Origin of the sequence: Pseudomonas sp. P116 (assembly GCF_020149425.1) — a bacterium.
GTDB lineage: Bacteria > Pseudomonadota > Gammaproteobacteria > Pseudomonadales > Pseudomonadaceae > Aquipseudomonas > Aquipseudomonas anatoliensis.
Window position 1 is genome coordinate 423,244 of the sequence record NZ_JACVHB010000002.1, and the last position, 11,932, is coordinate 435,175.

Annotated in this window: 14 protein-coding genes; 5 read left to right on the plus strand and 9 right to left on the minus strand. The window is 51.2% G+C overall.

The window, feature by feature from the left end:
• The first annotated feature begins 366 nt into the window (after positions 1 to 366).
• Both ICA15_RS08275 and ICA15_RS08280 read left to right on the plus strand, forming a co-directional pair.
• Entirely contained in the window at positions 367 to 642 is a 276-nt protein-coding gene (locus tag ICA15_RS08275) for a hypothetical protein (RefSeq protein ID WP_150615345.1), read from the plus strand.
• Positions 643 to 689: 47 nt separating this feature from the next.
• Positions 690 to 926 carry a DUF2789 family protein gene (locus ICA15_RS08280; protein WP_210552958.1) on the plus strand — a complete coding sequence of 79 codons (237 nt, stop codon included), beginning with the start codon at positions 690 to 692 and terminating at the stop codon, positions 924 to 926.
• 5 nt (positions 927 to 931) lie between these two features.
• Here ICA15_RS08280 and ICA15_RS08285 read toward each other — a convergent pair whose 3' ends face one another.
• From ICA15_RS08285 to ICA15_RS08295, 3 genes are all read right to left on the minus strand, one after another.
• On the minus strand, positions 932 to 1,135 hold the full coding sequence (locus ICA15_RS08285) for a hypothetical protein (RefSeq protein ID WP_210552959.1): 204 nt from the start codon (positions 1,133 to 1,135) through the stop codon (positions 932 to 934).
• A 113-nt stretch (positions 1,136 to 1,248) separates the two neighbouring features.
• Complete coding sequence (locus ICA15_RS08290) at positions 1,249 to 2,853, minus strand: methyl-accepting chemotaxis protein (protein WP_210552960.1); 1,605 nt, start codon at positions 2,851 to 2,853, stop codon at positions 1,249 to 1,251.
• A 226-nt stretch (positions 2,854 to 3,079) separates the two neighbouring features.
• On the minus strand, positions 3,080 to 3,484 hold the full coding sequence (locus ICA15_RS08295; RefSeq protein ID WP_047301757.1) for a TraR/DksA family transcriptional regulator: 405 nt from the start codon (positions 3,482 to 3,484) through the stop codon (positions 3,080 to 3,082).
• 411 nt (positions 3,485 to 3,895) lie between these two features.
• Here ICA15_RS08295 and ICA15_RS08300 point away from each other — a divergent pair, with 411 nt between their 5' ends.
• The 3 genes from ICA15_RS08300 to ICA15_RS08310 all read left to right on the plus strand — a co-directional run bounded on the left by ICA15_RS08300 (position 3,896) and on the right by ICA15_RS08310 (position 6,581).
• Positions 3,896 to 4,804 carry a MurR/RpiR family transcriptional regulator gene (locus ICA15_RS08300; protein ID WP_210552961.1) on the plus strand — a complete coding sequence of 303 codons (909 nt, stop codon included), beginning with the start codon at positions 3,896 to 3,898 and terminating at the stop codon, positions 4,802 to 4,804.
• Between the two features lie 62 nt (positions 4,805 to 4,866).
• Positions 4,867 to 5,472 carry a glutathione S-transferase gene (locus ICA15_RS08305; protein WP_210552962.1) on the plus strand — a complete coding sequence of 202 codons (606 nt, stop codon included), beginning with the start codon at positions 4,867 to 4,869 and terminating at the stop codon, positions 5,470 to 5,472.
• A gap of 2 nt (positions 5,473 to 5,474) precedes the next feature.
• Positions 5,475 to 6,581: a DNA alkylation repair protein gene (locus tag ICA15_RS08310; protein WP_210552963.1), complete on the plus strand. Its 1,107-nt coding sequence runs from the start codon at positions 5,475 to 5,477 to the stop codon at positions 6,579 to 6,581.
• Positions 6,582 to 6,741: 160 nt separating this feature from the next.
• On the opposite strand, the gene ICA15_RS08315 is transcribed toward ICA15_RS08310, so the two are convergent.
• The 6 genes from ICA15_RS08315 to ICA15_RS08340 form a co-directional block, all read right to left on the minus strand.
• Positions 6,742 to 7,200 (minus strand): hypothetical protein, encoded by a 459-nt coding sequence (locus ICA15_RS08315; RefSeq protein ID WP_210552964.1) that lies wholly within the window; start codon positions 7,198 to 7,200, stop codon positions 6,742 to 6,744.
• A gap of 11 nt (positions 7,201 to 7,211) precedes the next feature.
• Entirely contained in the window at positions 7,212 to 8,630 is a 1,419-nt protein-coding gene (locus ICA15_RS08320) for a RuBisCO large subunit C-terminal-like domain-containing protein (protein ID WP_210552965.1), read from the minus strand.
• 232 nt (positions 8,631 to 8,862) lie between these two features.
• Positions 8,863 to 9,804 (minus strand): hypothetical protein, encoded by a 942-nt coding sequence (locus tag ICA15_RS08325; protein ID WP_210552966.1) that lies wholly within the window; start codon positions 9,802 to 9,804, stop codon positions 8,863 to 8,865.
• A 110-nt stretch (positions 9,805 to 9,914) separates the two neighbouring features.
• Positions 9,915 to 10,208 carry a hypothetical protein gene (locus ICA15_RS08330; protein ID WP_210552967.1) on the minus strand — a complete coding sequence of 98 codons (294 nt, stop codon included), beginning with the start codon at positions 10,206 to 10,208 and terminating at the stop codon, positions 9,915 to 9,917.
• The gene (locus ICA15_RS08335; RefSeq protein ID WP_210552968.1) at positions 10,205 to 10,828 is read right to left on the minus strand and encodes a nucleotidyltransferase domain-containing protein; all 624 of its coding nucleotides are present in this window, start codon (positions 10,826 to 10,828) and stop codon (positions 10,205 to 10,207) included. The genes ICA15_RS08330 and ICA15_RS08335 overlap by 4 nt, the downstream gene beginning before the upstream one ends.
• Entirely contained in the window at positions 10,825 to 11,733 is a 909-nt protein-coding gene (locus ICA15_RS08340) for a pentapeptide repeat-containing protein (RefSeq protein WP_210552969.1), read from the minus strand. The genes ICA15_RS08335 and ICA15_RS08340 overlap by 4 nt, the downstream gene beginning before the upstream one ends.
• Between the last annotated feature and the right edge of the window lie 199 nt (positions 11,734 to 11,932).

Consider the following 11,932-nt stretch of genomic DNA (forward strand, 5'->3'; position numbering starts at 1 on the left):
GAAACGCGCACGGCAAAAAACGGCCAGGCCGATGGCACTGCCAATTGACTCAAATAAAAACCCGAACCGAGCAGAGCGCTCGTTCAACGCGAGGTTTGTAAGACTACTGGATTGTCACTCGCGAAACCCACTCCAATGTCGCCAAAGCCTGAAGGAAAAATCCTCGCCCGCCATGAGAGAAAGTTGACTACGAACTTTAGGGAAAATTCTCACGAAAAAAAGCTCTTTTCCGACATATCGCTTGCGAAAAATTGCTTTAGATAAGCGCTGTCGTCAACAGGTACTGGCGATTCTAGAGCAGCGATGCTCATTAAGACTACCCACAACGGCCTGTAAATATCGGCCAACTGATGAAAAGGACTTCATATGTGCACTCTGACTCATTTCGCCATGACCGCTGACGCCCGACTCAAATCGCCTGTGATCCTGCATATCACCGGTATGGAAGATCTGCCGGAATCCGTATCAAACGGCCAGACACCACGCTTTCAGGTGGTACCTGCAGGTAACGCCTTCTTTCACATCAAAGAAAAGTCGACAGGCCGTGTAAGAGGTTTCCGCGAGAATCATAACGAGGCTTGCGCACTCGCCCGCTCACTGGAATTACAAATCGAACTCCTGGCCAGCGGCTGCCTCAGATAGAGAGAGTGTCGACTACGCCATCCCGGCGGGCGCAAAAGGAGCACACGATGGATCTGGAAACATACAATCTGAAAACCCTGTTCGATCAGTTGGGTCTGCCTTCAGAGGACACGCAAATCGACGACTTCATCGAACAGCATCCGCTGGACGCCAACACCAAATTGGTTGACGCGCATTTCTGGACGGAAGCTCAAAAACAGACACTTGAAGAGTGGATTGGCAAAGACGACGACAGGGCAATTGTCTTCGATGAACTGAACGTACGCCTGCACGACGGCAAGTGACCCGATCAGTGCAGGCTGTCGCCAACCTCCGCCTTCAACTGCGCGAGCCACGCAGCCCTGCACTCCTCGGCCTCATCGCGACTGGCAAACGCGGTGCCTCGGCGCTCACCGTTGAGCAAAACCACCCAGCAAACGCTTTGCCCCATCGCGCGCAAACCGGGGGGCACGCCACTGCCGATCATCACGGCAACATCAACCCTGCATTGCATGCGGACCTCCGAAATTCATTAGCTACCTAACTAAGCGGGCATGTTAATGATTTCGCCACAGCGGAAACAGCAACCCTCGTGCACAGATTCATTGCACCAAACGTAACAATCGATCAGCGCGGACTTTCCGGTTTATAGCCCAAACGCAGACCGCCCCAGTGTCGGCCCTTTATCGTGATCGGCACTGACAGGTCGTGCATCAGTTCGCCGGTGTCACGCGTGTAGGTCTGCAACAACACCGGTTGCTGATGGCTGCCACAGCGAATCCCGGTGCGGTCGGCGAACTTGCGTTTAGTCCGGTTGTTGACCGCATCGACCTGCGCATCGCCAGTCAGTGCCAGGCTGAACACCTGATTGTGCGTCGGCACATACCCCTGCTGCGTGCAGGCAATGGCGAACACCAGACCTTCGTGACGCGGCAACAACGGTTCCTGAATTGCCGGCAGAACCTGATCGGTATAACGGTCGAATCGGGTTTGATACTTGGTCGGTTGAGTATTCGCGATTGCCTGATACTGGCGGTCGAACAGATCTTCGAGACTGATCCGTCCTTGCTCGACATCCGCCTCGAAACGCGCCGCAATCTGACTCGCCCCTTCGCGCGCCAGATCATAGATGCGCTGGTGATAGTCATCCAGACCGACTTCGGCCAGACGTTCGCTGATGGTTTCTGCCTGACCTTCCATCTGCACCGCCGCTTCGGCGAGGCGGCGGGTCTGTTGATCGCTGATCGCCAGATCGCTGCGCATCTGCTCGATGGCCTTGAACAGACTGTCGAGCTGCTCGCGATTGGTCTCGGCACCACGGGCGATTTCACCGACCTGGGTTTCTACCCCGGCCGCCAGCCGCGCGATGTTCTCCAGGTGCTGGCCGGTGTGCTCGACCTGTTCGACGCCGGTGTGCAAGTCGCTGGACAACTCACGAATCTGCTCCACCACTTGTGCGGTGCGCCGCTGAATGTCGGCGACCATCTCGCCCACTTCGCCAGTCGCCGACGCCGTCCGCGCCGCCAATCCGCGCACCTCATCAGCCACGACCGCAAACCCGCGACCATGCTCGCCAGCCCGCGCCGCTTCAATCGCCGCGTTCAACGCCAACAGATTGGTCTGGCTGGCTATCGACTGGATCACCAAAGTCACACGCTGAATGTCATCGCTGCGCAGGCTCAAGGCTTCGATCAATTCACGACTGGCATTGGCGCGCTGACTGAGCTGATGCATGCGCGAAATCGAATCGATCAATTCAGTACGCCCCGCCGCACTGCTGTGATGTGCCTCGCTGGCAGCTGCGAGTGCATCGCGGCTGAGCTGCGAAGTCGCGTGTTCGGTGGCGATCATCACCTCGGCGTTGCTGACAATCCGTGCCGCGGCATCGAGTTGCGATTCGAGTTTGCTCGCCAGCTCCTTGACCGAAAACGCTACGCCGGCCGCCGACAAGGCGTTATGGCTGGTGGTGTAGGAAAGGTCGCGAGTCAGTTCGGACATGGCGCTGCCAGTGTCGGCAGGCTGTGCATCGGGGACGGTTCGGGAGCGCAGGCGCGGCAGCCAGACAATCAGCACCGCCAAGGGCATGCCAACGTAAAGCGACCACTCACCCAGCGTCATGCCGGCCAACAACAGCATCAGGGCGATGCTTTGCAGGGTCGGTGCGATCCAGCGGTTTTTCGGCAAAAGCACTGGTGCAGGCAAAGCCCCAACCAGAGATCCATCTCTCGTCATATCAACACCCCACGCTTGTTCTCATTATTGTGACTGCATTAAACGCCACTACAACGCCATTATCCATGGTCCGTTAGTCGTGGTGTCTTGCAGCAGGTCAATGGAACAGCCCGGAATATCGCGGACGAGCAAAAACAAAGATCGCAGCCCCTGCAACCCCATGTAGGAGCTGCCGAAGGCTGCGATCTTTTCAGAACGACCCGCAATCGGCGGGTCGCCTCAGGAATCAGGCCTGACGCTGGTGCTTATCGATCTGCTCGTGACGCTCTTGAGCTTCGATGCAGTACTTGGTGGTCGGGCTGATCAGCAGGCGCTTCAGGCCAATGGCCTCGCCGCTGTCATCGCACCAGCCAAAACTGTCTTCCTTGATGCGCTCAAGGGCTTGTTCCAGTTGCGGCAGCATGCGCTGGTCGCGATCGATCGCGTTGACCAGCCAGGTGCGCTCTTCTTCAACCGAAGCCGCGTCCGCCGGATCAGCCGGGGTGTCCAGGCTCTCGATGGCGATACGGTTTTGCTCAATGCGCTCGTGGGTTTCGACTTTCATGTTCTGCAACAGCTCTGCGAAGAAAGCGTGTTGCTCAGCATTCATGTAGTCATCTGCCGGCATGGCCAGCAACTTGTCCTTTGTCATTGATATCTCTATAAAAAAACGTGCATTAAGGCGAAATAGGGAGCGTTCCGGCGAACCGTGTCCGGTCGACGAAAAGGCATCGTTTATTGCAAATGCCACCCGGCACTCAATTTACGAGGGGCGGCAGTCTAAGGCCCGTTTCGGGCATCAGCAACTCTAAATACTGGGAATTTGTCCGACAAGGCCCGGAAAAGGCTCTGACACAGGCTTCATTGCGGTTATCGGAGTGCGTTTATAGCAAGAAATTCAGTCGAGCGGCTGTATATAGAAGACAAACGGCTAACCAAGCTGCGTTTGATCGCGATTTTTTCGCCTGCCAGTGCATCGTTTCAGCCAAGCAGACCCGGTAAACCACCACTAACATCAGCCAAACCTCGCCACAGCGTTATCGATCAGCCAGAAGGATGACTTATGCCCCGCCCCGATCTGCCGGCCACCGACGAGCCTACCCTCGCCAGCCCCCCGATCACTGCCGAGCGTCTGCTGCAACTGATCACCGAAGAATACGAAACCCTGCCGCGCCAGCTTAAGCGCATTGCCAGCTACATGAGCCAGCAGAGCGACCGGATCATGGTCGACCGCATCAGCGACATCGCCCGCGAATGCGAAGTCCACCCGTCCGCCATCGTGCGCTTCTCCCAGCGTTTCGGCTTCAGCGGCTTCAGCGAAATGCAGGCGCTGTTCCGCACCGCCTACACCCACAAAGCCTCGCCGGTGCAGAACTACCAGCAACGCATCCGCAACATGATCGCCAACCAGTCGCAGAAAGCCAGCGACGGCGACCTTGCCCGCGAATGCATCGACGCGACCCTCAGCGGCATCGAACGCCTGGGTCGCGAACTCGACGACATTGCCTTCGAAAAAGCCGTCGACCTGATCGTCAACGCCGACAACATCTATGTCGTCGGCGTGCGCCGCTCCTTCGCCGTTGCCGACTATCTCGTTTACAACTTGCAACACACTCAGAAACGCATCCACCTCGTCTCCGGCCTCGGTGGCAGCTACCGCGAACAAATGCGCAGCGTCCGCGAAGGCGATCTGGTCATCGCCATCAGCTTCACCCCCTACGCCAAGGAAACCCGACACTGCCTGCGCCACGCCCGCGAACAACAGGCCAACACCCTGATCCTCACTGACAGCCACCTCTCGCCACTGGCCAAACGCGCGAACAGCGTGTTGTTGGTCAATGAAGGAAGTGCGCTGGCCTTTCGTTCGTTGAGTGCGACGTTGTGTTTGTGCCAGGCATTGTTCGTGGCCGTAGCCTATCGACTGGAATTGAATGTCGATGAGATTCACGAACAAGCCGGATTCGACGACTGACAATTCCTTCAACCTCGGCTAGGTTATGCCTACCCCACCGGTTTGACTTGAAGGAACGCGTCATGAAACTGATCGGCATGCTGGACTCCCCTTACGTGCGCCGCGTGGCGATCTCCGCCAAACGCCTGGGGATCGACCTCGAACACGAGTCAGTCTCGGTGTTCCGCCACTTCGAGCAATTCCAGCAGATCAACCCGGTGGTCAAGGCGCCCACCCTGATCCTCGACGACGGCGTCGTCCTCATGGACTCGACCCTCATCCTCGACTACCTCGAAACCGTCGCCGGCAACAGCCTGCTGCCGAAAGACCTGAGCCAACGCGCCCACGCCCTGCGCCTGATCGGCCTCAGCCTCGCCGCCTGCGAAAAAGCCGTGCAGCTCTACTACGAACGCAACCTGCGCCCGGCTGACATCCAATATCAACCGTGGATCGAACGCGTCGAAGGCCAACTCGCCGCCGCCTTCACTGCCCTAGAACACGAACTCGAAAAAACCGGCTTACCCACCGACGGCACGCTCACCCAGGCCGGCATCAGCCTCGCCGTCGCCTGGAGCTTCACCGACCTCGTCGTCCCCGACCAGATCGATGTGGCGCGCTACCCGCGTATCGCCCAATACACTGCCTACGCTGAAACGCTTGAAGCGTTCATCAGCACGCCGATGTCTTGATCATGAGCGCACCTGAAACCGCTGCACCGGCACTGAAAGAGATCTTTAACACTGAGCGTTTGCAACACATCGCCACAGAAATGAGCGCCGTGTATCCGGCGTTCAAGGCCAAGGCTTTTTTGAAACACGCCAATGACGGACTCGCCGACCTGTCCGTCATGCAACGCATGGCCCGCGTCAGCGAAAGCCTGCACGCTGTGCTGCCGCTGGACTACGAAGATTCCCTCGATGTGCTGCGCGAACTCGCACCACGACTTAACAGTGGATTCGTCAGCATGTGCCTGCCGCACTACGTCGCCAGCTACGGCGGGCACTCATTCCATACCTCAATGGAAGCCCTCAAGTACTTCACCACCTTCGGCTCCTCCGAATTCGCCATCCGCCACTTCCTGCGCAGCGACCTGGAACGCTCCCTCGAACAAATGCACGACTGGACCCAAGACGAAAACCACCACGTCCGCCGCCTCGCCAGCGAAGGCAGCCGCCCTCGCCTGCCGTGGTCGTTTCGGCTGGAAGCGGTGCAGGCTGATCCGCAGTTGGCCGCAGGGATACTGGATCGGTTGAAAGCGGATGAGAGTCTGTACGTGCGCAAGTCCGTGGCGAATCACTTGAATGACGTGACGAAGGTGCATCCCGAGTGGGTGCTCGACACGATTGAAGGCTGGTCGCTGGAGAATAAACACACGGCCTGGATTGCTAAACATGCGTTGCGGAGTTTGATCAAGCAGGGGGATTTGCGTGCGTTGACGGTGATTGGGGCCGGGCGGAAACCTGAGGTCGAGTTGCTGGATGTGAAGGTTGAGCCGGCGGTGGTGAGACTTGGGGAAGCGATTACATTGTCGTTTACGGTGAAGTCTACGGTGGCTGAAGAGCAGCGGTTGGTGATTGATTATGCGATTGACTATGTGAAGGCAAATGGCGGGGTTTCGGGGAAGGTTTTCAAGTTGAAGACGGTGGTGTTGCCGGGGTTTGGTACTGTGGTAGTGGGACGGCGCCAGGTGATTCAGGATTTTACGACGCGCAAGCATTTTGTTGGGGGGCATGGGGTGAGAGTGATGGTTAATGGGGAGGTGTTGGCAGCTACCGCGTTTAACATCATTGGGGGATGACGCCATAAATAGATTGCGTGGGTCTGGAAAGGGTTGAACAGGTGCGAGATCGAGGGTGGGCCAGTTTTAGCCCATATTAAGCCGTCACTCACGAAGGACTGCTTTCGGCCAAAAGCAGTCATTTGAGCGAGTTTAGAAAACGACACCATTCAAAGTAACTCTATTGCTTGTGTTTCATGCAGAATATTTTTTGATTTAATGCAAATATCGCAATGAGTATGGTGAGGATATTCATGGTAGCTAGAAAGCCAGAAAACCTCTCAGGACTATCAGGCTTTATCGTGACAGAGTTGCAAATATTCTGATTAGAAACCGCGTTCCAGATTGCTAAATACGTCAAGATTGTGACAGTCGCAAAAAACAGCATCGCGTAGCTGTTACGTTTCATCCAACGACGCTTTTTCTCAAAAAGTGATTTGATGTAAGAATCTCTATCGAGCTTACATTCAGACTGATCAAGTATATTGGGGAGGGCGAAAGCAATAATTCCAGTGTTCACAAGCATAATAATAGTGCGCAGACCAAACTGTTCGTAAAAGCACCAGATTCGGTGGGGCGTTGCTAGGCTCGAAAGTTGATTAGACATAAAGCTAAGGTATGAGGTGATTAATTCAAGCATATACGCGACCTCTAAATAAACTCGAAATTATCTGCGGTCCAGTAGTTCCAATTCGCCTCCGTGAAATTACTGAGCTTATTAGTAGTCATAAACTCTCTAGGAATTATGTATTCTGAATCAGTTTCATCTTTTATTTGCTTGACCGTTCTGGCATCCAAAAGAGGGAGATCCATGAGGGTTTTGTACATGGCTTTGTTTTTTTTGTTGGACAATTTTTGGTTATGTGAGGCGAGTTTTTTTCTACACCCGATAGCGTAATCTAACACTTTCATACAAAGTTCAGCACCCGCTTCCACTCCATTTTTGTTCGTCGCAACTGCACCGCCAAGAAAGAGGCTGACTTTCGGCCCATAAAGCTCGTAGTACAAATGCAGAAGCCCCGTGGATATACCACCAGAGATGGTGGGTATGAAGTGTGACTTATGAATGTGGCTAGTATAGCGATTTATAGATTCTGCTAGCAGTGTTATATCCTCTGTTGCATTGTAATGTCTCTTATTCCCCGGTAGGGCAACAAAGCCACCAGGGTACATTATGTCAATGCCACAGTGGGACAGGTACTTATCAAAAAAAACATCCGGTATGCGTTGGGAGAGTGCTTTTTTGATTAGCGGATAGGATGTGATAATTATTTGTGCGTTAACCTCTTTTACTTTTTTTATTTTGGATATTGCGTCAAGCCCGGCATCTATTTTTACAGTTATAGGATGATTTGATACAGCCTTTGACAACTTCTCTATCGCCCGCTCCAGATTGCCTGAGTAATTACTCAGGTTTACTGAATATGAAGAAATATTGCCTCTCGGCTTGTGAAATTCTGCGACCTGACTAGCGAGGTCGATATGCCAATCGAGGTCGTGCTCATTTAGAAGCATTTTTCTTGTATCAGGTTCAATTATATTGAAACCAAGTCTAGCTGCGTCTATGCATTGATTTTTGAAGTCCTCATTAGATAACCCAAGCCTGGGTTTTACTGAAAACCCTAGAAGTGGAGTGAAATGATCTAATTTGAACCTGTTTCGAATAGAGTATGGCTGGGTACGTTTTAGCGCTAAGCCATGTTCAAGCTCTTGCCATTGAACGTCATTAATAAAAATTCGCTTAATTGATGAATTTGACAGACTGAACATATCTCCCACGATGGAGTCAACGAGGTGTGTGTCTCCACCAGAGTCAATAGGAAAGTAGCGCGAAGGAATGCTTAGTTCAAAAAAATACTCTTTGTCTCTGATGTGAGTAAATTTGTTTTCTAGACGGCGCGGATCTAAAGTATTTTGGATGTCGATGCTTAAACGGTCGATGATTTTTTTTGAGTAACTGTCAAAACTACCAGCGAGAATGTTTTGTCGAATTGACAAAAATATGCTCTCAATTGTATTGTTTGATTCATCGGAGAGTTCAATTAATCCATTGATTGTTATGCGTGACATGTCAGATCGTCCGGGTTAAATAAAGCTGTGACTTCAAATGCAATGTACGAATTACTAGGGGTTTTCAATATGCTGTTCGCTTTCTCTGTAGCGTCCACCAAAGAAGAGGCTGTAGGTATAACGCTTTGGAAGTTGCCGATTTTTGTAAGTACGGATTCAATCGAGGTTCCTGTAATTACTTTGTTAATGATACCCCAAAGCTTTTTATTTGTATTATAGCCCAGCCTCAGCTCTACTGGCCTGCCTGAGTATATATGGCGCTCTGTGAATTGCCCCCTTGCACGTCGCAACTCCCAAGTTTTTTATTATTGGCAAACCATAAAAAAGGGTCTTGGGATAGAGGCACGAACAGGCGAGCGTTTTCGACGCATGATGTGTTTGTGATTTTATTCCAGTAGTAAAGTTTTACGCAGGGCTTACGTTTAGGGAAGAGGTCACCATCAGAAATATAATGTGCTGTGCTCTGATTCCTAAGCTTGATCTTTGTGAAGCCTGCGTAATCTAGAAAGTCACTTGACAGTGACTCTTGAACTCCACATGTTCGAATGACTTCTACATGCTGCACTGGAAAGGGCATCACTGCTGGAATTGCTTTCAGTGTCTCCAGCATCAAATGGGTTCCAATGTGATGCCCGCTATACTTTTGCACTTTTGCTATTCGACTAACCCAAATCAATTTTAACTGTTTCTGTAGAGCATTATGCGTTTCGTAAGGCGTGCTCCCCCAGTTCTCCGGGTTTATATCTAAATCGTCGCATAGTGACGTATTAATATAATATCGGCCCTTGGGGTTGCCAAATTTTAGAGTGTCGAGAATACAGCATGCGATAATTTCGTCGCGTTCCTTAAGAGCAAAAAAAATCCCCCTATTAGGTGGTGATAGATAGTGAACTTGTGATATTAGGGCAGAGCACGCCTTCTTATCCTTTTCAGATACAACAATTGAAAATGTGAGGGGTGGGAGTTTTGGAATGCTGATTGCTTTGCAGTAGTATGGATATACCTGAACTAGCGATTCATTAACTTTAATGCATAAAACCTTGTCTGCATCCAAAGTAAAAACGGCATCGGAATAGGATAGCGCGGACTTGTAAAATTTTGACAAGCCGAAAGGTATATGGATTTCGGCTTTGTTGGGAAGTCGCAAAATGCGCTGACTGCATATGATTTTCATCCTCCGAATCCTTTTTGAGAACTAATTTTTATAGGTGGTGAATTGATATTTTAATGTCTGACACTGATCTGCTTCTCTGCGAAATTAAAGACTAAAATCGCTAATTTGAATCATGCGACTTCAACGATTTTAGCGATTCGCTGAGTTAGTTCGAGAATCTCTACAGATAGAAGGAAATATTCATCTGTAACCTGCTCTTGGCTTTTGTTGGCTAAGAAGAATAGCTTATCGGCCGATTCACAGATCGCACATGGCAGATCGGCTTTGGGATCAATTCCGTTGACACTAATCCAGCGGTCGATTGCACCACGAGATAGACCATAAAGCTCCTCATTCCAAAAAACGCTATTAACATGGTTAAGGATTACACGCTGGGCATCAATTCGGTTGTTGAGTTCAGTCATGGCGAATGCGTGCTCCGTAGTGCTTCCATCCAGCGTGGAACAATTGCGACTGCTTTGGTCGCAGTAAAAATTTCTTCACTCGAGAGGTTTGTTCCATATCCCCGTGTTGATAGTAATCGTGCACGTGTCAAGATGGAGAATGATTTAGGATCAATATCGAGGCTTGGATGAACCATCAGAGGAGAATTTCTAGAAAATATGGGGTGCCCAAGCGAAAGCGAATGACAGGTAGCGAAATTTCGAATGGCTAAGAAAATGCAAGAGAGGTGAAAGGTCGCACTGTTCGAAGACTGGCTCAGTTCTTGGTAAGAGCGGTCGAAAAGCTTTCGGAATTTGGCGCAGTCTTCGTCACCACCGATATAGCGGGTAGGCTTCCCGAGATCGCTCAGAAAATCTGTACCGTCCGGAGAGAAAAGCAGTCTCGACTCTAAATGAAGGTGCCAGGCGAATGGATTACCTTCTGTCCACAAAGCCTGAATTCGCTCATATTGATACACCGAATATTTTTCGTGATCAATCTGCTTTGCTGATCCGTCGACGCAGGCCAGCAGGTCGATATCCGACCCCAGGTCAATCTCGCCTCGGCAGATGGAGCCGAAAGCGTAAATGTGCATATTCATCGCCGTCCAAACCGTTTTACGAGGATAGCGGTGAGAAAGGCGAATCCAACCAAGCGCGTTGCAGCAACAATTGAGGAGAACCAGATCGGGTAAGGGTGCGGGGTAGCTATCCCAAAGAACACTCCCGGAGACGCCACGAGGCTTTTTAGATAGTCTGTCAGATCCCAGGGGTTGCCGAACTGATAAGTATCATAGAACGCTATTAGAAGATGAATCATTACAATTGACCGCAACAGCTTAAGTGTATTTTCGCCATTACCCCAAATTGCATCTAGCAACCGAAACTCAAGCCATTTGATGAGCTGTGGCACCTTCTTCCAGCCTGGATACTTATCTCGATAATATGTTTCCCTGGATGCCCACGATTTTTTGAGATAACTCGCTGTAGCCTCCAACTCCAGCAAAATTGCCTTATTTACAGCTTTTGCATCGCCGATTTGTTGGAAATTCATTCGAAGCGACCTGGCAAAGCGCATTTTCAGGTTTTCCTTACGCGGCGCCTCGCATTCGAGGATGTCGTCGTCGATTTGACAACGCTCGAAGAGCGCGTACTCAAAATTGCATCCCGAAAATGAAGACTGATGAAAGTTACAGCCAACAAACCTGCAGCCCGTAAAGTCGCATGAATCGAAGTTACATTTATTAAAATAGCAAGCGTCGAAGACGCTGTGCTGGAATGACACCTTCCGTAGCGTCTGCTTCTTAGCGTTTAGCCTCACATACACTTTGAATGCGTAGTCTTTAGGCTCATTCTCGACATTTCTGCTGACATATAGATCAGCTATAACCTCCCGGTTACCGGGTAGTAGTGCATCTCGAGGCTTCCTCTGCACGATATCGGCCACCGCGCTTGCAGTTGGCTCCTCAACGCATGGGATGTCTTCGGGTGGGATCTCGTCCATCATGCTCAGCTTGTGCTGCCCTTAGCGCTCCATTGTTGAAAGTATAGTGACCTAAATGGTCGACGCTTCAAAGCTCCTTAGAAATCCTGTAAGCATCAACGTTCGTGGCAAACCAAATTCCTGATGGCGCAGCTTTGATTAGCAAAAAAACTCGTTGCGTGATGGTGACGTTCAATAGAACGCTTTTGGCGGATTACAGCCA

What these genes read in the sequence shown, in the direction of transcription:
- ICA15_RS08280 (WP_210552958.1), top strand. Translation starts at nt 690, where the DNA reads ATGGATCTGGAAACATACAATCTGAAAACCCTGTTCGATCAGTTGGGT.
- ICA15_RS08315 (WP_210552964.1), bottom strand. Translation starts at nt 7,200, where the DNA reads ATGCTTGAATTAATCACCTCATACCTTAGCTTTATGTCTAATCAACTT.
- ICA15_RS08335 (WP_210552968.1), bottom strand. Translation starts at nt 10,828, where the DNA reads ATGAATATGCACATTTACGCTTTCGGCTCCATCTGCCGAGGCGAGATT.
- ICA15_RS08290 (WP_210552960.1), bottom strand. Translation starts at nt 2,853, where the DNA reads ATGACGAGAGATGGATCTCTGGTTGGGGCTTTGCCTGCACCAGTGCTT.
- ICA15_RS08275 (WP_150615345.1), top strand. Translation starts at nt 367, where the DNA reads ATGTGCACTCTGACTCATTTCGCCATGACCGCTGACGCCCGACTCAAA.
- ICA15_RS08295 (WP_047301757.1), bottom strand. Translation starts at nt 3,484, where the DNA reads ATGACAAAGGACAAGTTGCTGGCCATGCCGGCAGATGACTACATGAAT.
- ICA15_RS08325 (WP_210552966.1), bottom strand. Translation starts at nt 9,804, where the DNA reads ATGAAAATCATATGCAGTCAGCGCATTTTGCGACTTCCCAACAAAGCC.
- ICA15_RS08340 (WP_210552969.1), bottom strand. Translation starts at nt 11,733, where the DNA reads ATGATGGACGAGATCCCACCCGAAGACATCCCATGCGTTGAGGAGCCA.
- ICA15_RS08285 (WP_210552959.1), bottom strand. Translation starts at nt 1,135, where the DNA reads ATGCAATGCAGGGTTGATGTTGCCGTGATGATCGGCAGTGGCGTGCCC.
- ICA15_RS08305 (WP_210552962.1), top strand. Translation starts at nt 4,867, where the DNA reads ATGAAACTGATCGGCATGCTGGACTCCCCTTACGTGCGCCGCGTGGCG.
- ICA15_RS08300 (WP_210552961.1), top strand. Translation starts at nt 3,896, where the DNA reads ATGCCCCGCCCCGATCTGCCGGCCACCGACGAGCCTACCCTCGCCAGC.
- ICA15_RS08310 (WP_210552963.1), top strand. Translation starts at nt 5,475, where the DNA reads ATGAGCGCACCTGAAACCGCTGCACCGGCACTGAAAGAGATCTTTAAC.
- ICA15_RS08330 (WP_210552967.1), bottom strand. Translation starts at nt 10,208, where the DNA reads ATGACTGAACTCAACAACCGAATTGATGCCCAGCGTGTAATCCTTAAC.
- ICA15_RS08320 (WP_210552965.1), bottom strand. Translation starts at nt 8,630, where the DNA reads ATGTCACGCATAACAATCAATGGATTAATTGAACTCTCCGATGAATCA.